Origin of the sequence: Arenibacter palladensis, assembly GCF_900129275.1 — a bacterium.
Taxonomy (GTDB): Bacteria; Bacteroidota; Bacteroidia; order Flavobacteriales; family Flavobacteriaceae; genus Arenibacter; species Arenibacter palladensis.
Map to the genome: position 1 here is coordinate 318,364 of NZ_FQUX01000001.1, position 20,572 is coordinate 338,935.

Consider the following 20,572-nt stretch of genomic DNA (forward strand, 5'->3'; position numbering starts at 1 on the left):
TTTTTGATTTGTTGAATATTTAATTATCGTGAATTTGATTAAAAAATAGATGCAAATAATTGATTGTACATTAATTAATGCTCATGCTCCTAGAGCCTGCCTCCCGACAGGTAGGCCTGCCTTGTCGACAGACAGGCGAAGTCGAGAGGTTTGGGGGACAATGAGGTCTCGACTGCGCTCGACCTGACAAACCTCGACTGCGCTCGACATGACAACATTAACCTAAATATCATTAGCACTTAAAAATTAACAGAACTAACTTTAATTGATAATACCTTCTATTTGCTCCCAGTCCTCCATACCTTCATTTTCCTGTTTGGCCCCAGGAGTACTCCTTCCGTTGAGAATGATTTTTTTTAGGGCCGACTTAAGCTCTGCCGCCTTCTCTGGGAATTGGGCTATCAAATTTTTTGTTTCCCCAATATCGTCCGCCAAATTATATAGCTGCATGGTAGGCAAATCCAGATTCTCTTGTTCTATATCCTGTGGCCTTGGATAGCTCCAACCTCCGGAACCGGGACAAATACTTAATTTCCAAGAACCCTGTCTGATGGCAAAAGATCCATTTATGGAATGATGTACAGTATATTCACGTATTTCCTCATCCTTTTCCCCTTGTATAAGAGACAGCATACTATAACTATCCTCCGCCTCGGTATCTTTAATTTTATACCCTGTCAATTCAGCGCAGGTGGCAAAAAAATCGGTGGTACAGATAATTTTATCCGAACTTGTATTTTTGGGAGCATTATTGGGCCATTCTACTATAAAGGGTACATGGTGCCCACCTTCAAAGATATCGGCTTTGGTGCCCCTAAAAGTATAGCTGGGATCATGGTCTACTTTGGCAAGCTCCTCAAAATCGGCCTTTGGGGAACAGCCATTGTCACTGGTAAACACCAGGAGGGTATTTTCGGATATGCCCTGTTTTTTAAGGGCGGCCCTTATTTGGCCAACCACATCATCTACCTGCATCACAAAATCGCCGTACATATTGGTATTGCTCTTGCCCAAAAATTCCGTGGTAGGTAAAATAGGTGTGTGGGGGGCGGGCAATGGGAAATATAAAAAGAAGGGGGATTTGCCCTTGGCCTTTTCATCTATATACTGTACTGCCTTGTCCGTCAAATCCTGGAGCACGGCAGCATGAACAAAGTCGTCCGAAGTAGGTCCTTTTCTCCAAATGCCTTTTTCATCCACCGATACCGTAGTCTTGGTCGGTACCATAGTAGGTATATCATTCTCCACATATACGTATGGCGCCATATCGAGGGAGCCACAAAAACCAAAGGAATAGTCGAACCCATGGGTAGCTGGCCCATTTTTGACGGGAGAGGCAAAGTTCACCTCCGGATTTGCATTAAGTTTATTATGCTCTAAGTTGGGATCCTTATCCTGAACATCCCAGTCCCAGCCTAGGTGCCATTTGCCTACATAGGCTGTAGTATAGCCTTGTGTTTTTAGCATTTCGGCAATGGTGGTACGCTCTTGTTTAATCAAGGATTTGGAATAGCCGCTCAGCACAAAACTCTTTAAGGAAGTTCGCCAATTGTATCGTCCAGTTAAGATGCCATAGCGGGTAGGAGTACATACCGCCGATGAGGTATGGGCATCGGTAAACTTGACCCCATTGGTTGCCATTGCGTCCAGGTTAGGAGTAGCAATTTTCCCTTCGGGATTAAAAGCCTTAACATCGCCATATCCCAGGTCATCCGCCAAGATATAGATTATATTGGGGGATTGGGCTGTCCCTTTTTGGGTCGTTGCCTTATTCCTTTGGGCGTGGACAGAGAGTTGGGAGAAAACGAACAGTATTGTAATAAAATTGAATACTTTTTTCATATGTATAAAAAACTTTAGATGGTGTTTAATTTGCTTTTAGGAATCCCTAGACTTTTTCTAAAAAAATCATTTTTAAATTTTTTAAAATTAGACAAAGGATATTGATACTGCCACTAGTAAAAGCACCACTAGTGGTATGTTTTTTGCTTTGACCATGAGTTTAACACTATATTTTGATAAATTTTTCACGACATTAAAAAAATCCCACGATATGGAAAACACCTAATACTACCCAGGTAATGCCAAAACTTGGCAGGTCTAGGGATAAGGATTAGGAGGTAAAAAAGGGCAGACAATAGGGTCTGCCCATTTAAAAAATAAAACTACTAATTTAGAAGAAGTTAATTGTATCCCAGTTTTTAATAGGTTCCAGCATACAAACCATCAAAACAATTTGTTATGGTTTTTGAATTCACGATTTCGAATCCAAAATATAAAGATCAAAGCTCAAAACCAGGATTCTGGATCAAGACTTCGTTATTTTCAATATCATCTACTGGAATAGGTAAATAATAATCTTGTGGCTTAAATAGACGCACTACAGATTCCGTACTCGTTTTTCTTGTGATTGAGTACGTATCGGCTGCAACATCCCAAGTAAATTGAACGCCAGTGTATTGTTGATTTAAAAAATCACCAGCTATTCTCCAGCGCTTTAAATCCCAATACCGATGTCTTTCAAATGCTAATTCCAACTTACGTTCATTCACTATATCGTCAAAGGTTATCGTACCTAACAATGGCATACCTACTCTTTCCCTAATTGCATTTACTGCATCCAAAGCATTATCCGTTTGTCCTAAAGCAAAAGCGGCTTCAGCATAATTTAAATAAATCTCTGCCAATCTCATTATCATAAGCGGGTTATTACTTTGAACAGAAGCTACGATAGGTGTTGCTGTGTTTGCCAATTTATAGGCCGCTAACGCCGATTGAATTCGGTTTTGACGCGGAGACGAGGTAGGTACTCCGGCTGCAGAGGCAGCAATAGGATCTGTAACCGCTTCATGAAAATAGGCAGGTGCCCCGGCATAAACCATTCCCGGATAACCAATTGAAGCTTTAAATCGTGGATCCCTAGCATCAAATAATTCTTTCAGGTCATGAAATGTATTCGGTCCTATATTATCTTCTAAAGTTCCCGATCCATCAGGTAATAGCTCTCCTTCAGTGCCATCTTTATAATCAAACCAAGTTATAGTTTCAAAATATACATTTTCGGCTGCTCCCCAGTTAGCATGGTCGGGGAGTGCCCTAGGTAAAGTATGCGTATCAAAACTATTGGTGATTCCACCTTGCCCACTAAATTGTTGAAACATTATGCTCTCAGTATCATTGGCACTTCCAATATCGTCGAATATTTGACGATATTCAGATGATGTAGCGCCTGGTCTTAACTGGTAAGAGCCGGTACCAAAAGGCGCTGGCATTAAAAGCTTAGAAGCTTCCAAGGATTGTGTATAATAATTGTCCGCGTTAGAAGAGCTAATACCAACCAAACCATCCTTTTTCATAGGAAGTAAGGCATCAAACTCTGCGATACTGCCAGCATATAAAGCAGCACGGCTTTTAAATGCAATAGCAGCGTCCAGATTAGGCTCCCAACCACCAACTGCCTTATCTTCCAATAAGGCTATAGCTTTATTGAAATCACTTAAAACTTGATCGTATGTTTCCTTTTCAGTACTTCTTGGGACTTTAAGTAAGTTAGGGTCCAAGCTTACATCTTGTACTTCTAATATAATAGGCACACCACCGTAACGTTTTACCATTTGAAAATACATTATCGCTCTGGAAAAGTATGCCTGTCCCAACCGCTGCTCACGATATTCCGTGATAAGACCGCTATTTTCATCGGATAATCGTGCTATGGCCTCATTAACAACACGCATTAGCTGCCATCTCCAATAAGCCATGACATGATCTGTATTGCTACCATTAACACTGCCACCTACATCTGAATAACCGTTTGCCGTGCCCCTAAATCGACCTTCAGCCCCAAGACTGGTTTCCGCATAAAGCTCATTATTTACTCTACCATAATTTGGTTGGTATACCACGTCTATTCTATTGAAAACATCGGCCATATAGGCATCAACTAAATTAGCATCATCCCATACGACATTTGCTGAGATCACATCCAATCTTGTTGCATCCAAAGGATCTTGACAAGCCATATTGGCCAACAAGGAAACTATAACTAAAATCTTTATTTTTCTCATTTTTTATTTTTTAGAAACTTACGTTTAAACCAAGAGTATATTGACGTTGCGCGGGGTAATTATTAACGCCCCCCGTTTCGGGATCCCATGGAAATACACCTAATTTATCGAAGGTTAATATATTTGTTCCACTAACTGATAATCTTATATTAGCTATTCCAGATTTCTCCAAAACTTCTTTTGGTAGTGAATAACCTACCACTAGATTCTTTAGTCGTAAGTAACCAGAATTCATAAAGTATTTATCGAGCGTTAAACTATTGGTAGGACCCGTTAAATCTCGGGGAAACTCTGCCCCTACACCATTATTTTCCGCCGTCCATAAATTATCCACAATATATTGGTAAGGTGTTGCCGTACCGCTATTTTGCACAAAAATACCTATTTGTTGACCACTAAAGTTCTGGTTAAAATTGGAAGCCCCTTGCCAAAACATGGTAAAATCCCAGTTTTTATATTTAAGTTCTGTGTTAAAACCATATAAAATTTCAGGAACTGTATTACGACCTATGAGTATACGGTCATCTTGATCTATTTTGCCATCATTATTGGTATCCTTTATTTTAATATCACCTGCTCTTAGGTTAGGACTTTGACCATTAAAATAATCTATTGTTAAATTATCAATTTCTTCTTGTGTAAAAAAGCCATCAAAAGCATAGCCAAAAGTTCTATTTATCCAATTGCCACTAAGTTTATTAATGCGCTCTCTGTCCTCAGTAATGAATTCTTCCGGGTCACTAAAGTTTTTTACCCATTTTTCTCTAGACCATGAAGCATTTGCAGAAAAATTATATTTAAAATCTTCCTTACCCCCTCTAAAATTTAATGCACCCTCGAAACCTCTATTATCTCTTTCTTCTATATTTTCAAAGGGTAATTGGGCTCCAGACGTATTTACAATTACAACTCCTGGATCCAAAGCCAACAATTGACTTCTTTTTCTGTAAAACGCATCAACTTCCAGCCCCAACCTATTGTTCACAAATTTCATTTCCAAACCTGCGTTGTACAAATCACTTAGTTGCCAAGTAATACGAGGGTTAGGAATACCTAACGTACGTATTACGGATTGATAATCTCCATTAAAAACATATCCGTCTTCTCCTCTCAACTGCTCAAAACCATCAATATAATCATAGGTATTTGATCCATCATTTCCTAAGCGAGAATAAGACCCTCTTAATTTTAACAAGCTAATTGCCTTTGACTCTTTTAAGAAATTCTCTCTGGATACTACCCAACCAGCAGATATTCCCGGAAAAAAACCAGTTCTAGAGTTTTCTGGAAAAAATGATGATTTATCCTGCCTAAAAGACAACTCTAACAGGTATTTACTTGCATAGTCATAATTTAAACGCCCAACAATTCCTGTCCTTCCCAACTCTGATCCTCCCCCCGACACAGTGGCAAAATCTGGATTGTTAGCAAATAAAAAGGGAGTTGCACTAGACAATAAATCATTTCCGTTAGCACTGTAATCTCTTGTTTGCTCACTAATACTTTCAAAAAGAAGAAGTGCGCCTACGTTATGTTCGTCAAAACTTCTATTAAAATTTGCACTTATATTGGTAGTTAATCGTTCAAATCTATAGGTTTGCTCACTCAATGTAGTTTGCTCCCTACCAACTTGGTTTTTATAACCAGTATCTGTTAAGTACCATAAATCATACGGCTTTGATAAAATACTACGAAATCTATAAACCTGTAAATAACCTGCTCTTCCTGTAAAACTCAATCCTTTTATAGCAGGAATTTTATATGTTAATTCTGCTGAAGCATTAATATTATCAGTTCTGGTATCATCATAACCTGCAATATCCCTTCTAGTCGCAGAAAGTGGACTTCGCGGATTATCTATATTAGCTCCTGGTACTTTATCCGGATCTGGTAAAGAACTAGGGAAAGCTGGATTAGACCAACCAATGGAAAACAAATCACTTGACTCAAAAGACCTATCGGAACTTCGTAATTCACGCCTCCAGCCTAATTGCACCGCGGCTGAAAGATTGTCTGAAACCTCAAAATCTAGATTTATAGAACCATTATAACGCTCATAGCCAAAATCTCCTGATGCCCATATAGTCTTTTGATCCAAGAACCCTATTGAGGTAAAGTATTTTATTTTTTCACTTCCTCCCCGTACATTTAAGTTGTGTTGAGCCTGTGGAGCAAAACGATTAGTAATCACATCAAACCAATCTGTCCCAGGATCCCCAGCTTCTAGCAATGCCAATCTTTCACTAGTGATATTATCAACAACCCCGTCATTACTACCATCCCTATGCTGTAAAACAGCTTTTAGATAACCTTGGTAATTTGCGAACTTAGGGTAACTGGTAAAATCAGCAAGTGAATACGTGGTATTATAAGTAACCACAGGCTTTCCCAATTTACCTCTTTTAGTAGTAACCAAAATAACCCCAGCACCAGCCCTAACTCCGTAAACAGCTGCTGCTGCATCTTTTAAAACAGATATGGATTCTATTTCGTTTGGGTCTAGTTGTGAAAAGTCGCGTTGAAAGCCATCAACTATAATTAAGGGGCTTTCTCCCTGATTACCTCCCGAACCATTGGCTCCAAAACCTCTAATATTTATTGTTGAATCATCTGCACCGGGCCGCCCTTGACCTAAGTTCAGGTTCAATCCTGGTAATCTACCTTGAAGATTCTGTTGTAGATTAGGGGCTGGTGCCACTGTCACATCTTCGGCCTGAACGGTAGCCACCGATCCGGTAACAGTCTCTTTCTTTTGAGTACCGTAACCCACTACAACAACTTCTTCTAATCCTGCTGCAGATTCCTCTAGAGCAATGGTTAACGAAGTCTGCCCATCAAGCAGAACTTCTTTGGTAGCAAACCCGATATAGGAAATAATTAATATTGAATTACTATCCGCCACCGATATACTGAAATTCCCATCAAAATCTGCGGTAACCCCATTGGCTGTTCCTTTTTCAACAATATTTGCCCCTGGCAAGGGTTGACCCATCTGATCCGTTACCGTACCTGAAACTTCGAATTGTGGTTGCGACAACACTTCTTCGACAGGCCCGGTATGGGTATGCCGTTCCCTAATCACAATACGATTTTTTCGGGACAGGTCGAATTCTACAGGACTCTTGGACAAACTTTGTTTTAAAAGCTCATCCACTGCAATCTCTCCTTTCTTCAATTGTACTTTAGGAGCATCTGCAAACAGATCGTCTGGATATAAAAAACGATACTTGGTCTGGTTTTGAATAATATCAAAAACCTCATCTACAGAGACCACCTTGTCGGCCTCTATCGTTACTTTCTCTTGAGAAAATGACTTCTCGGTAGTAATTCCAAAAACGGTCGTACACAATAGGAAAATAAAGGTTCTCATCATCAAGAATAGCACCCGAAATCGGACGAACGATCGGGACTTAATTAATTTAATTTTCATAAATTTACATAGTATTGGTTGGACATTTGTTTAAGTAATACGCTTTAAAGGGACGAAGTTGATGCACCGCTAAATGTTCTCCTTCGCTCCCTTTTCTAAAAATTCTATTTTATTTTAAATGGATTGTTTTGTCGCTAATTTCATAGTCCTTAATGACCTTGAAATTTTTTATGGTATTCAATATATCCTCTATTTTCTGATCTTTTCCAAGCACCCCGTTAAACCCCGCTTTTTCCAACTCTGGATCTTCAAAAATAACATCCATATCATACCAGCGGGACAGCACCTTCATAATCTCCACTAAGGGTTTTCTTCGAAAACTAAAAACGCCATCTTTCCACGAAATCTCGTTATAAACATTAACGGTAGCAACTTCCATGCTGTTATCATTAAGATTTAGATTTAGCTGTTGCGACGGTTCCAGGACTCTTTTTGCAGTTTCTGTATTAATGACCACCTTGCCCTCTACCAAGGTGGTATATATATTTACTTCCTCCTTATAGGCCTTAATATTAAATTCGGTACCCAATACCTCTATTTCCTGTGATTGATTGAAGACTACAAACTTTGCACCGTCATGTTCCGTACTAGGTGAAACAGCGAAGTACCCTTCACCATAAACCAAATCTACTTGGCGAGTTTGCCCGTTTATAAAGTTTACCGGATATTTAAGTTGGGATTCGGAATTTAACCAAACCTCAGTACCGTCAGATAATACTAGGTGAAACTGTCCTCCCCTTGGAACCGTCAAATAGTTAAAGACCGCTCTTGCCCCATCACTTTTATCCGCTCCGTATACGATTACTTCACCATTACTGCTTGCATTTGGTGTTTGATAAGTGTTCCCCTTTTCCAAGGCAACTTGAGAGCCGTCTTCCAAGGTCAAAGTGGCTTTGTTGGACCCTATATTAATATTGTTACTAATTATTTTAGGGTTGGTTTCAATAGGCTTATTAAAACTGTTGTTCTTAAGAAAATAGCCAGTGGCCAATAAAACCGTAACCACCGCTGCAGCCGAATAGGTAAGAATTTTACGGATCTTTTTTCGCTTAACAGCCTTGATCTCTTCGTCCATTAATATCTGCAATTTGGTTTTTAATCTATTGGGATCAAATTGTCTCATTTGGTGTTCAATGGCATAATTAGTTTGGACATAGGAGTTGAACAATTGTTCGTTTTTGGCATCTTGCAACCATAGCATTAGCGCATCCAAGTCAGCGGCCGAGGCTTGTTGGATTAGGAATTTGGCTATTAGTTCTTTTGCTTTCTTATCGTTCATTAGAAACGTACCATTTACACTTAATACGTTTGGAATTTACACGACCCTAACTTTTTTAGTATATTTTTTTTTAAATTGCCCAAATAAACCGCCAATAATTACCAAATTACCATATGTCAACCAAATATTCTGGCAATTTAGAATTGATTGAAGCTCTAATATCTGGGGATTCCAAAGCTTATACGTTTCTTGTGGATACCTACCACCATAAGCTCTGCATTTATGCCTATAGCCTTATAAATGATGAGAAAGCCGCTGAGGACATTGTCCAAAATGTCTTTATCCGTACTTGGAAGAAAAGAAATAGGTTAAAATCCGATTTTGAAATTAGAAGTTTTCTCTATAAATCGGTTTACAACGAATTTATAGACGAATATCGCAAACAGAAATTAGTAGTTCCCTTGGAGAAAAAATATATTGATGCGCTTACCACTATGGTGGAAAATGAAGATGACCATGCCTTGGAAGCAAAAATAAAATTAGTAAAAAGGGCCATACAAAACCTTCCCCCCAAATGCAGGGAAATATTTATGTTGAGCAAACATGATGGACTCACCAATTTGGAAATAGCCGAATATAAACAAGTATCCATTAAATCGGTAGAGGCCCATATCACCAAAGCCTTTTCCATTCTGAGGCAATCAATAAGAGAGGAAATGCCTCAAGTTTTATTCTTAATATTCAAATCTTTAAAAAAAGACCCACACACTTCTAGATCGGTATAGCTCCAGATATAATCCCTTCCATAACGCGCAATGATTGATATTCATCAATATCCCCGTTCACATTACCCGTGTTGTGGCATCTCTCAATGTTGACCACCTCTCTTCCGGAAGACCAACGGGACTCCCTGGCGTTTATTCAATAACCTGATAGCCAATATGATAAATTTTAAAAAAGTAAATCACAAACACTTTTTGCAACTAATTACTTAGCCTCTATAACTTTTTATTGCCCTTCGGGCGGGGTAGGTTTAATCTCAACGACAAATTCATCATTGAGTTGTTTTTTTTCCTCAAGGTCAACGGCGTGGTACATTGAGGCAAATGCAGTAGAAATCCATATAATGGAAAATACAATACCAACAATAAAACAGATGAGTCCACCTATAACTATAGGAATCACAAGCAATCCCATTCCAAAAATCTGCCAACCATGTCCTTTGGTCATTTCCCAGCTTTTTTCAACAGCGGCAACAGGTTCCATATTTTTATCCATGACCAGGTAAGAAACGAATGCTAACCTACAAGCCAGAATAATTCCAGGTACAATTAGCAAAACAAACCCTAAACCTATAATGGCAAAGGTGAGCAAATTAGCAAGGATGATATTGATGTAATTCTTTTTAAAGCCGTCGAACATTTCACTAATTTCAAATTTTTCATTACGAATGGCACGCAAGTACATTAAATCGCCACCGTATTTCACCACGGAAAAAACTAACAACCAATAAACGGCTGCCAGAATCTGTAAAATTATCATTCCAGCTGAATTATCGGCATCGGAATCCCGAACAACTGAAGCGGGAGATTCGGCAATACCCACTATGATCATCACTAAAAATAAATACAAAAAGTGTTTCCACATTTGTTGCCAACCATAACCGTAACTTCCAGTAATAGTTGCCTCAGGTTTTCTTTCTTCTTTGATGACTGCCATGAGCTTTGATTTTAAATTCATACAAATTTAAGGGAGTCGTATTAAAATGCATTCCAACTTTAGTAGTGAATTTTAAATCACTACTAAGGTAGGGGTTGGTATTAATTGCATTTTCATACTTTTAACAAACAACAATCATATACTTGCTAAGTTTAACCTTCATAGTGATATTTATTTTTTGTGCCGCCATAGCTTCGGCATGTATATTAGTGGCCCACCAATTCATCACCACCTACAATACCGAATTTCATCGCAATTACTTTTATTTTTTGGCTACCTTTTTTTCATTTGCCTTTTATGGCATATGGGCACCGATCATTATGCGGGTTATACTCACTTCTATCGATGTTGATCGCAATACCATGGAAACGGTAACCAATTTTATACCTGTACTTGGCGTGCCATTTTTGCTTATATCCTGGTTCATGTTGGTTAAAATGGGATTTTCGCTGGTTGCCATGAAGTCTAATAACAGGGCGATTCGTATTTATCTAATTTTTTTGGCAATTGTAATTGTTGTGGCGTCAGGAATTTACTTTTTTAAAAATAACCTTCTAGTTTTCAGTACAACACATGTCATTTATACTGAAATGGCAATATTCGTTGGCTTGGAGCTTGGTTATATGTTCCTATTTGCAGGCATTGTATGGCACTATTTAAAAAGACAGAAACGAGCTCATAAAAAAATAGTGGCCCGCTTTGTACTTTTAATGGTATTGGCGCTCTTATTTAGACTGGGGGTATTGCCCTTCGCCTTTTCCAGCCCATGGATTATTGCCCCATTGATATTGATGTATTTTATTTCAAATTTTGCACCCTTATTGTATCTGAAACTCAATTCCCATTTGTTATTTGTCCCTTTGCATTCTGAAAACCCGAATCAAGATAAAAAGGAATTAATATATCGTAAATATGACATCTCGAATCGTGAAAAAGAGGTTATTGAACAAATCTGCATGGGTAAGACCAACCAACAAATAGCCGACGAATTGTGCATTAGTCTACAGACGGTAAAAGACCATACTCATAGGATATACACCAAAATTGGTATTAAAAGCCGAATGAAATTGGTGCAAATGGTGAATGGATAGTTTTGGGATGCAATAAAGTTACTCCTAAAGCACATGTGCAAGTCAAAAAATTTGTCATACCTGCATGGATATAAACCAATAAAATTCACATCCCCAAAAAGTTGTGCCTTATCCAATGTAATCCCTAAATATTAGTACAATTTGGATTAAGACCAAATCCTTAGCAAAAACGGTACTGTGCAGTGCTAAGAAATCAAAAACTAGAGGTAAGGACAGTAATGATTAGGTGAGAATTTTGCCCAGTTGCAAAAGAAAACATTTTCCTGCCTCAAACTTATTACTCAATGTAGGTGTTAATAGAACATTGCAATTGGCAATCCACAGCTAACATTTTACGAAACCCAATAGCCAATTCGTGATTTTCAAAAATCAGCGCCTCTGTAATACTATCACTCAATATGAGTTGCTTAAGTAGATACTCAACCACATATTTATTATCCGCTGTATAAAGTACAAATTTGCTAGATTCCAATTGGTTATGGTTGTTTATTAAGTGGGTTTCAAATTTATTAAAACCAATTTATAATTACATTAAAATTATATTCTAAAAATTTGAATAACTTACGCAAAAGTATAAAAAGGATAAGGCCACACTCCAGTAATCCAAATCGATTGACTTTTTGCTGACTTTAATCTTAATTTGGGATAAAAAAAGTCCGAAAAAGAAAAAGCCAAGTAAAACCAATGTCTTTCCGGGATTATCTGCTCACCTCTTGGACTCACTTCAGCTCCTCCAAGGGTAAAATTCTCTTACCAAATGGGTTAAAAAATAGGAAAGACAGTCATAAAGACTGTCTTTCCTTGAATTTATCAACGTAACCCGTCGTTGCTCCAAAGACCATTAGGAGTTGTCCTCAACGGTAGCCTCAGGTGCGTTTTTCTTCACTGATGCAATGCCATTTTCCATGGCAGAGGAACTTGAATACATTTCGCTTTTGCCGATTACTTGACCATTGGAAGCCTTTAGGTTAAAGTATGGGCTGCCATCTTTGGCCGTATTGCGCTCATATCTTCCATCTTCCTGCGAATTTTTTCTTACGGATGATATCCCATTATCACAAGCTGCTTTGGTAGTATACGCCTCACTTCCCAAAATGATCTGTCCGTTGGATGCCTTTAAATTAAACCGAAACTGTCCGGATTTGTCTTTTTTAATTTCAAATTTTCCCATTTGTACTATTTTATATTAAGTCTTAAATATAATATTTTTTTTGGACAGCATTGGCTAGAATATGATACCCATTTATAACCCGGGTCGATAGCTCCTGTGACCCATTACTATGTGTACATTAAAAATTAATGTGCTAATTCAGCTTAAAGAAGAAGGTATTATGTGGTGTACCCTAAAATAATCTATTTTAGTAGACATGAATCGGATATAGTTAATGACTATATCCGATTGTTGTAATGCATTAAATAATCCGCATGTATGACCTTATTTAATCCCCTAAAAATCAATCCTGAATATATCTTGACTGATTTTGGAATTGCGGAATTGAAAACCCTGTTGGATGGGAAAGAAAAAAGTTTTCACCTAAAGTGGATTTCTGATAATAAGTTTATAATAAGCTTGAAATTTTCAATTGGAACCAACCATGCCTTTGACCTAAATAACGATGCAAAAAGTGCAGTAATAGTATATGGAACAATATCTAAACTGGCAGAAGATAAGACCAATATAGTATTAGTAACCAAATTCAAATACGGACTTATATTAATTCTGGTTATTCCATTAATCATGTTGATTCTGGAGCTTACAATGGGTTTAGGAATACCTTTGCCTTTCTACTTTGTTTTTCCTTTGGTCTTCATCTTAGTTCTTTTTTTCTTCATGAGCGAAGAAAAAAAACTAATCCGAAATTTCAGGGAATTTATAAACTCTGAAAAAATAGCGCACTACAACAACTTCTAATCATAGCTAAATGTCGGCGGTATTTGGGAACCTCCATGGGAACCTTTTTTACTCAAAATAACTTGGCAAGTTGGCATTTAGTTGGAAAGTGCAGTTAGTGCACATAATGCAGTTGGATGCTGTATAATATGCCTTAAACAAAAAAATCCAACCTATTTTCATAAGTTGGATTTCCACTTTTGCTCCCCCTCTTGGGCTCGAACCAAGGACCCTCTGATTAACAGTCAGATGCTCTAACCAACTGAGCTAAGGAGGAGTGTATTTTTATCGCCTAAGCGGGTGCAAATATAAATGTTTTTTCAAATACGCCAAACAAATAATGGCTGTTTTGCACCTAAATTTTAAAATTATTTATTTCCCCTATAAAAACTTCTTAATAATATTCCAGATATCGTTTCCAAATACCACTGCCATAAGTCCCATAAGTATAACAAAACCAATAATTTGACCAGTTTCCAATACCTTTTCACTCGGTTTCCTACCAGATATCATCTCATACAACAAGAACATTACGTGTCCCCCATCCAAAGCCGGTATAGGAAGAATATTCAAAAAGGCCAACCATACGGAGAACATAGCCATGAAATTCAAGAAATAGACCCAATCCCATGTGGGCGACATCAATTCCACTATTCCAATAGGACCCTTAACTTGTTTGTAGGCTCCCGTCTTTGTATTAAAGATTACCTTAAACTGTCTTATTTGATCTGTCAAAACCTGAATGGTACGTTTATAACCCGCAGGGATGGCTTCAAAAAAGTTGTAATTATCGGTAACCCTAAGATCGGTAAGATCCAACTCTATTCCAATTATTCCTTCATCGGGAACGATCAATTCCAAATGTTCCGTACTGCCATTGCGCAAAACACTGATATCCAATTTTTGATTGGCAGATGCCCCAATCTTACTTCTAAATTCGTCCCAATATTGGGTATCCACTCCGTTGACCCCTTTAATTTCATCACCTGGCATTAATCCCGCCTTTTCTGCTACCGAATTGGGCTGTACCTTGGCAATTATAGCCTTAGACCTATATCCCAAGAAATTCTTTCCCTGGGTAGCAAAAACGGTCTCCTTGCCTTCATCCGATAAGGGCACTGTTATTTCGCGCCCATCCCTTTTCACCGTTACCTCATCCCCAAGGATAATATCCAAAACGGCCTCATTGAATTTTCTGGTCTTCTTATCATCCACCATCAAAATTTGATCGCCGGTCTTTAATCCCAACTGTTCCCCTATGGAATCTACTACTATACCATATTTTAGACTGTCCGAAGGAATATAGGTATCACCATTGGAAAACAACAACATGGTATAAATAACCCAGGCCAATAAAAAATTGACGATTACCCCACCGGTCATAATAATAAGTCGTTGCCAAGCCGGTTTGGATCGGAATTCCCACGGCTGTGGCTCCTGCTTCATTTGTTCGGTATCCATACTCTCATCGATCATCCCGGCAATCTTTACATAACCGCCCAAAGGCAACCAACCAATTCCGTACTCCGTATCCCCAATTTTCTTTTTGAACAAGGAAAACTTGACATCAAAAAACAAATAGAACTTTTCTACCTTGGTCTTAAAATATTTTGCTGGAAAAAAATGGCCCATTTCATGAAGGATCACCAAAATGGATATGATGAGTACAAACTGTACAATCTGTAGTGTTAAGGTCATTAAGTATTTTTTTTAAACTTTAAAAACGCACAAAAGTACATTATTACGTGGTCTTAAAAAAAAAACTATTCCCCCCACAGGTCTTTTTAAGAAAGATTTAGTAGCAATCCCTGGTTAGCTACTTGAAATATATAGCCGTCTACCTTACCTTTACCAAAAAAAATGCGTTCGTTTTTTGCCAAATTCAAATTCTTCGGCATTGTACTTCTAATTGTTTCTGCAGTGATTATCTCCCTCTTTTACAATGCCTTGCAGCCCAAAGAAATTCTGCCCGTCTACCAACCGGCCATGGTAAATTTTGAATTGGTGGACAGCACCCTGCAACATGTAAAAAAATACCACACCATTGCCGATTTTGCATTGACCAATCAGAACGGGAAATTGGTGACCCAAAAAGACTACGAGAACAAAATTTATATTGCCGATTTTTTCTTTACCACTTGCCCCACCATTTGCCCCATAATGACCAAAAATATGGCAGGCATCCAGGATAAAATTTTAAACGACGATGATGTAATGTTGTTGTCACATTCAGTGACCCCCGACATTGACTCTGTTCCGCAACTAAAAAAATATGCCCTGGAAAAAGGGGTAAAGGATAGTAAATGGAATCTGGTTACGGGCAATAAGAAGCAGATCTATGAACTGGCCAGAAAATCCTACATGGCCGTTAAGACCGATGGCGATGCTGGTCCCTACGATATGATCCATACCGAAAACTTTATTCTGGTAGATAAGGAACGAAGGATCAGGGGGTTCTATGACGGTACAAACACCGAAGAAATGGAGAAGCTACTGAGCGACCTTAAAATTTTGAAATCTTCCTATGAGGAATAATGTATAGGCATTGGTTGGACAAACAAAGTTTAAAATATTAAGGTAGATCCATTTCTGCCAATTCATCAAAACGTACAATGTCCACATTAAAAATTGGGCCTCCAATCTTCAAACCAAGGCAGCGCCCCTTTTATACCCTTAACTTTTTATGGTTTTAGCTGTTTACTTCATCTTTTTCTTTTATTTTTGTGCTTAATTAAAATCAATCTAAATAAAAATTGATTACAACGGTAGCACATTTAAGGCGAGGGCAAAAGGGAATCATCAAAGAATTTGCCGATGGAATTCTTCCCATTAAACTATTGGAACTGGGTTGTTTGCCAGGCAACGAAATAGAATTGGTACAGGTAGCTCCCCTTAAAGACCCTATATACATTAACGTTAACGGTACCCATATTGCCATTAGGCGTTCTATGGCCGCTCTAATAGAGTTAGAAATTATTGAAGATTCCCCACTATGAGCAAACAGATCAAGGTTGCGCTTATAGGCAATCCCAATACCGGTAAAACTTCGGTCTTTAATCAACTTACAGGATTAAAACAAAAAGTAGGGAACTACCCCGGGATTACCGTTGAAAAAAAAGAAGGGGTCTGCAAATTGCCCAGGGGTGTAAAAGCCCATATCCTGGATCTTCCCGGCACTTATAGCCTTAACACCACTTCCTTGGACGAGAGTGTAGTTGTAGAACTACTACTCAACAAAAATGACAAGGATTTTCCGGATGTTGCCGTCGTCATCAGCGATGTTGAAAACCTTAAAAGAAACCTGCTTCTCTTTACACAGATCAAGGACCTTAAAATTCCGGTAATTTTGGTCATCAATATGGCCGATCGTATGTCCAGGACGGGTATCTCCTTGGACATTGAATTGTTGGAAGAAAAGCTCGATACCAAAATTGCATTGGTAAGTACCAGAAAAGGAACTGGTATAGATAGGATCAAAGAATTGATTGCCGATTATAAGAATCTTTCCATTGCTCCCAATGTGGACACTACGGTAATTGCACCCGAGTATTTTGAAAAACTGAAGGCCACTTTCCCCAAAGAAGATCTTTACAAACTTTGGTTGGTAATTACTCAGGATGTAAATTTTATGCCCATAGAAAAGAATCCGATCAACATTACCGCCTCTTTTGCCACCAAATCCAAATCCGAATTAAAGCGACTTCAACAAAAAGAAACCATTCTTAGATATCAATTTATAAATGGTATCCTAAAACAGGCCTATAAGGTAGATATAAATGCCGCCAAGGGACTCAGAGCTACCCTGGATAAGGTGTTGACCCATAAAATATTCGGATATCTTATCTTTTTCGTCATCCTACTGACTATTTTCCAAGCCATATACGATTGGAGCAGTTACCCAATGGATTTTATTGATGAATCCTTTGCCTCTGCCAGCGAATGGGTAAAGGACACTTTGCCACCTGGCGTATTTACCAATTTAATTGCGGAAGGAATTCTAGCTGGTATTGGAGGGATCGTTATTTTTATTCCCCAAATAGCTTTTTTGTTCCTATTCATTGCCCTTTTGGAGGAATCTGGCTATATGAGCCGGGTTGTTTTCTTAATGGATAAATTAATGCGGCCCTTTGGTTTAAGTGGTAAAAGCGTAGTGCCATTAATTTCTGGAACGGCATGCGCCATTCCAGCTATTATGGCCACAAGGACCATTGAGAACTGGAAAGAGCGACTGATTACCATTTTGGTTACCCCATTTACCACCTGCTCTGCCCGCCTACCGGTTTATTTGATCATTATTGCCCTGGTAATCCCAGAAGGAAGATTTTTGGGGCTTAGCTATCAGGCACTGACCTTAATGCTCCTTTATCTTATGGGATTTGGAGCGGCAATACTTTCGGCGATGATCCTGAACAAGATTATGAAGATCAAGAGCAAGACCTTTTTCGTCATGGAAATGCCCAATTATAAGTTACCACTTGTTAAGAATGTGGTATACACGGTTTGGGAAAAGACTAAAAGTTTTGTGCTGGGTGCCGGTAAAATTATATTGGCCATCTCTATTATTCTATGGTTTTTGGGCTCCAACGGCTTTTCCGATGATTTTGAAAATGCAGAGACTATTGTAACAGAAAATATAAAAAATGAAGGGTTTTCAGACTTTAACAAATCCAATATAGAAAGTACCATGGCCAGCTATAAATTGGCACTACAGGATAGTCTAAACTCCAAAGTCTACGCCTTGGACCAAGCGGCTATAAACGACTCGCTAAGAATTAAGGAAATGACCCTAAACGAAAAGGCCACCAATCAGGAAATTGCCAGTTATAAGCTGGAAAATTCCTATATGGGATATATGGGTAAGGCCATAGAGCCTGTTGTACGCCCGTTGGGATATGATTGGAAAATTGGTATAGCCGTATTGACTTCCTTTGCCGCAAGAGAGGTCTTTGTGGGTACCTTGGCTACCATTTACAGTGTGGGCAGCGATGAAGAGGACACTATAAAGAATAGAATGGCCGCCGAAATGGATCCCAAAACTAAAAAGCCTTTATTTAATCTGGCCTCAGGGATATCCTTGTTGCTTTTCTATGCCTTTGCCATGCAATGTATGAGTACATTGGCCATAGTAAAAAGGGAGACCAATACTTGGAAATGGCCTGCAGCCCAGCTGGTTTTTATGAGTCTTTTTGCGTATATTGTAGCATTGATTGCCTACCAGATTATCAAGTAATCCGGTGGATCAAAAAAAAGGAAAGAATATAACGGAATTTGGTTCCGATAGATAAATAAGCAACCATATACTTTTATCTGTTCAACGTTCAAAACGAGAATTAAAAATGAGTATTCTTCAACATATTCTGGTCTATATCACGGTTGCCCTCGCATTTGGGTATCTCGTAAAGAAATTTCTATTGCCAAAATCTTTGTTTGCAGGAAAAAAACGAAACTCCAAAGCCTGTGGTGATGGGGATTGTGGTTGTCATTAACCTTTTCATACATCCAATTTAATTGCCACAACTCCACTACCGTTAGCTGAAAAAAGTATTCCAGTGTCTTAAAATAATCACAAGTCCATTGCATTCAGAATTCCAATTCCTTAATTTGGTGTTCTTTAGACCACTTCTATGCTTATAAATAGAACCTTAATTTCCGCGCTTCTAATTGTCTTTGGATTTTTCTACAATCAGGCCCAAATTATTAGCTCTGTGGTAAGGGACTCCGCAAACCAACAACCTATTCCCTACGCCACCGTACAATTATCCAACAAAAAAGGCGTAATTACCAATGAGGAAGGGCGCTTTAGTTTACTCCTAGATGCGAACACCAAGGAAACCGACTCCCTTTTTGTTTCATGTATGGGATATGAAGCCTTGGGCAAGCCATTGAACGAATTTAAGGAAAGTGTAATTCTTTTAAATGCAAAACCCATTGAACTAAATCCCGTTATTGTCAGCAATAAGCAATATACCGCAGAAGAACTTATTGAACAGGTAAAAATCAATATCGATAGAAATTACGGTACCAGCCTCACCAAAAAGCGCGTATTTTTTAGAGATTCCTACCATCAAAACCTTACTAAAAGGGACTATACGTTCAAGGAATCTACTATAGAGGCCCTCAACAAAAAGTTCTTGGACAGTGTACTAAATTCCATCCCTAAACAATCTAGTCGCTACACCGAGATCCTGGGTGACTTCTATGGCAACTTTGAAAAGGACAACCAAAAACTTACCCTAATAAAGGCTTCGGACCTTTATGATAAGCAAAGTGAACTGGACCTGACTTCCTTAGAGGAAAAGTTCAATGACATTCTAAAGAAAAATATAAAGCCCGATTCCTATTTCAAAATAAAATCGGGGCTATTTGGCACCAAAGTGGACGCGGACGAATTTATGACCTTCCCCACCGATTCCACCGATGCCGAGGCACTGAAAAAGGAACTGGCTGAAAAGAAAAAAAAGGAAGAAGAGCGCAAGAAGAATTTTGCCTCCTTTAAAAAGGGAAGTTTGGGAAAAATTATGGAAAAACAGTTCTTTCTCAAGGATTCCGACCTCAACTTTATCAACAAAGACAATCGCTACGATTTTAAGATGATCGATTTTACCTATTGGGGCGATGATGCGGTGTATATTTTGGATTTTGAGCCCAAAAGAGGTGCAGACTACAAGGGAAGGCTATTTATAAATGCCGATGATTTTGCCATTATCCGGTTAGATTACAACAATGTTAAATCATTAAGAACCTTTAAACTTTTAGGTATTTCCTTGGATCAATATTTGGACAGGGGCAAAATGATCTTCTCTAAAAACGAAGACGGATTTTATTATTTGCGCTATCTGGAAGAGGAATTAGGGGCAAAAGTTGGAATAAAAAGACCTCTAAAAATAATTGAATTAAACAAACGAGTTAAAGGAAGGAACAAACAAAATGAACTTCACTTAAAATTGGATATGGCCAGCAGCGGCATAAATAAGCACGAACTTATCCTTTTTGATACTGAGGATATCACAGAACAAGAATTCAATTCCATTAAAGAAAATAACACGGTACTTCCTACCTATATGCCCAACTATGATCCAGAATTTTGGAAGGGATATAACATCTTGGAACCCAATCAGGCCATTAAGGATTTTACGGCACAAGTGGAGATCAATTAAA

The 20,572-nt window shown here is 38.4% G+C and carries 15 protein-coding genes and 1 tRNA gene; 8 read left to right on the plus strand and 8 right to left on the minus strand.

Features of this window, described 5'->3' with window-relative positions:
* Positions 1-261: 261 nt before the first annotated feature.
* The 4 genes from BUA60_RS01175 to BUA60_RS01190 all read right to left on the minus strand — a co-directional run bounded on the left by BUA60_RS01175 (position 262) and on the right by BUA60_RS01190 (position 8,773).
* Complete coding sequence (locus tag BUA60_RS01175) at positions 262-1,842, minus strand: sulfatase family protein (protein WP_072859921.1); 1,581 nt, start codon at positions 1,840-1,842, stop codon at positions 262-264.
* A 440-nt stretch (positions 1,843-2,282) separates the two neighbouring features.
* Positions 2,283-4,064 (minus strand): RagB/SusD family nutrient uptake outer membrane protein, encoded by a 1,782-nt coding sequence (locus tag BUA60_RS01180; RefSeq protein WP_072859922.1) that lies wholly within the window; start codon positions 4,062-4,064, stop codon positions 2,283-2,285.
* Positions 4,065-4,074: 10 nt separating this feature from the next.
* Positions 4,075-7,494: a SusC/RagA family TonB-linked outer membrane protein gene (locus tag BUA60_RS01185; protein ID WP_084532448.1), complete on the minus strand. Its 3,420-nt coding sequence runs from the start codon at positions 7,492-7,494 to the stop codon at positions 4,075-4,077.
* Positions 7,495-7,603: 109 nt separating this feature from the next.
* Entirely contained in the window at positions 7,604-8,773 is a 1,170-nt protein-coding gene (locus tag BUA60_RS01190; protein WP_072859924.1) for a FecR family protein, read from the minus strand.
* 113 nt (positions 8,774-8,886) lie between these two features.
* Here BUA60_RS01190 and BUA60_RS01195 point away from each other — a divergent pair, with 113 nt between their 5' ends.
* Complete coding sequence (locus tag BUA60_RS01195; protein ID WP_072859925.1) at positions 8,887-9,498, plus strand: RNA polymerase sigma factor; 612 nt, start codon at positions 8,887-8,889, stop codon at positions 9,496-9,498.
* A 223-nt stretch (positions 9,499-9,721) separates the two neighbouring features.
* Here the strand turns inward: BUA60_RS01195 and BUA60_RS01200 are convergent, their stop codons facing one another.
* A complete protein-coding gene (locus BUA60_RS01200) occupies positions 9,722-10,453 on the minus strand; it encodes a DUF975 family protein (RefSeq protein ID WP_245802485.1) in 732 nt (243 codons plus the stop codon).
* Positions 10,454-10,596: 143 nt separating this feature from the next.
* Between BUA60_RS01200 and BUA60_RS01205 the strand changes: the two genes are divergently transcribed.
* Positions 10,597-11,523 carry a helix-turn-helix transcriptional regulator gene (locus BUA60_RS01205; protein WP_143153104.1) on the plus strand — a complete coding sequence of 309 codons (927 nt, stop codon included), beginning with the start codon at positions 10,597-10,599 and terminating at the stop codon, positions 11,521-11,523.
* A gap of 841 nt (positions 11,524-12,364) precedes the next feature.
* Here BUA60_RS01205 and BUA60_RS01215 read toward each other — a convergent pair.
* Positions 12,365-12,694 (minus strand): YegP family protein, encoded by a 330-nt coding sequence (locus tag BUA60_RS01215; protein WP_072859929.1) that lies wholly within the window; start codon positions 12,692-12,694, stop codon positions 12,365-12,367.
* 258 nt (positions 12,695-12,952) lie between these two features.
* On the opposite strand from BUA60_RS01215, the gene BUA60_RS01220 reads away from it, so the two are divergent.
* Complete coding sequence (locus tag BUA60_RS01220) at positions 12,953-13,435, plus strand: hypothetical protein (protein WP_072859930.1); 483 nt, start codon at positions 12,953-12,955, stop codon at positions 13,433-13,435.
* Positions 13,436-13,617: 182 nt separating this feature from the next.
* Here the strand turns inward: BUA60_RS01220 and BUA60_RS01225 are convergent.
* Positions 13,618-13,691, minus strand: a tRNA-Asn gene (locus tag BUA60_RS01225).
* Positions 13,692-13,795: 104 nt separating this feature from the next.
* Positions 13,796-15,112, minus strand: a complete 1,317-nt coding sequence (rseP, locus tag BUA60_RS01230; protein ID WP_072859931.1) for an RIP metalloprotease RseP — start codon at positions 15,110-15,112, stop codon at positions 13,796-13,798.
* Positions 15,113-15,274: 162 nt separating this feature from the next.
* Here rseP and BUA60_RS01235 point away from each other — a divergent pair, with 162 nt between their 5' ends.
* The 5 genes from BUA60_RS01235 to BUA60_RS01250 all read left to right on the plus strand — a co-directional run bounded on the left by BUA60_RS01235 (position 15,275) and on the right by BUA60_RS01250 (position 20,571).
* A complete protein-coding gene (locus BUA60_RS01235; RefSeq protein WP_072859932.1) occupies positions 15,275-15,949 on the plus strand; it encodes an SCO family protein in 675 nt (224 codons plus the stop codon).
* Positions 15,950-16,167: 218 nt separating this feature from the next.
* Positions 16,168-16,410: a FeoA family protein gene (locus BUA60_RS01240; protein WP_072859933.1), complete on the plus strand. Its 243-nt coding sequence runs from the start codon at positions 16,168-16,170 to the stop codon at positions 16,408-16,410.
* Positions 16,407-18,644 carry a ferrous iron transport protein B gene (gene feoB, locus BUA60_RS01245; RefSeq protein ID WP_072859934.1) on the plus strand — a complete coding sequence of 746 codons (2,238 nt, stop codon included), beginning with the start codon at positions 16,407-16,409 and terminating at the stop codon, positions 18,642-18,644. Before BUA60_RS01240 ends, feoB begins: the two co-directional genes overlap by 4 nt.
* A 106-nt stretch (positions 18,645-18,750) precedes the next feature.
* Entirely contained in the window at positions 18,751-18,900 is a 150-nt protein-coding gene (locus BUA60_RS22935) for a hypothetical protein (protein WP_178346947.1), read from the plus strand.
* 138 nt (positions 18,901-19,038) lie between these two features.
* On the plus strand, positions 19,039-20,571 hold the full coding sequence (locus tag BUA60_RS01250) for a carboxypeptidase-like regulatory domain-containing protein (protein WP_072859935.1): 1,533 nt from the start codon (positions 19,039-19,041) through the stop codon (positions 20,569-20,571).
* Position 20,572 lies beyond the last annotated feature (1 nt).

Coding starts and splice junctions, on each gene's coding strand:
- BUA60_RS01175 (WP_072859921.1), bottom strand. CDS start 1,842: ATGAAAAAAGTATTCAATTTTATTACAATACTGTTCGTTTTCTCCCAA.
- BUA60_RS01180 (WP_072859922.1), bottom strand. CDS start 4,064: ATGAGAAAAATAAAGATTTTAGTTATAGTTTCCTTGTTGGCCAATATG.
- BUA60_RS01185 (WP_084532448.1), bottom strand. CDS start 7,494: ATGAAAATTAAATTAATTAAGTCCCGATCGTTCGTCCGATTTCGGGTG.
- BUA60_RS01190 (WP_072859924.1), bottom strand. CDS start 8,773: ATGAACGATAAGAAAGCAAAAGAACTAATAGCCAAATTCCTAATCCAA.
- BUA60_RS01195 (WP_072859925.1), top strand. CDS start 8,887: ATGTCAACCAAATATTCTGGCAATTTAGAATTGATTGAAGCTCTAATA.
- BUA60_RS01200 (WP_245802485.1), bottom strand. CDS start 10,453: ATGAATTTAAAATCAAAGCTCATGGCAGTCATCAAAGAAGAAAGAAAA.
- BUA60_RS01215 (WP_072859929.1), bottom strand. CDS start 12,694: ATGGGAAAATTTGAAATTAAAAAAGACAAATCCGGACAGTTTCGGTTT.
- BUA60_RS01220 (WP_072859930.1), top strand. CDS start 12,953: ATGACCTTATTTAATCCCCTAAAAATCAATCCTGAATATATCTTGACT.
- rseP (WP_072859931.1), bottom strand. CDS start 15,112: ATGACCTTAACACTACAGATTGTACAGTTTGTACTCATCATATCCATT.
- BUA60_RS01235 (WP_072859932.1), top strand. CDS start 15,275: ATGCGTTCGTTTTTTGCCAAATTCAAATTCTTCGGCATTGTACTTCTA.
- feoB (WP_072859934.1), top strand. CDS start 16,407: ATGAGCAAACAGATCAAGGTTGCGCTTATAGGCAATCCCAATACCGGT.
- BUA60_RS22935 (WP_178346947.1), top strand. CDS start 18,751: ATGAGTATTCTTCAACATATTCTGGTCTATATCACGGTTGCCCTCGCA.
- BUA60_RS01250 (WP_072859935.1), top strand. CDS start 19,039: ATGCTTATAAATAGAACCTTAATTTCCGCGCTTCTAATTGTCTTTGGA.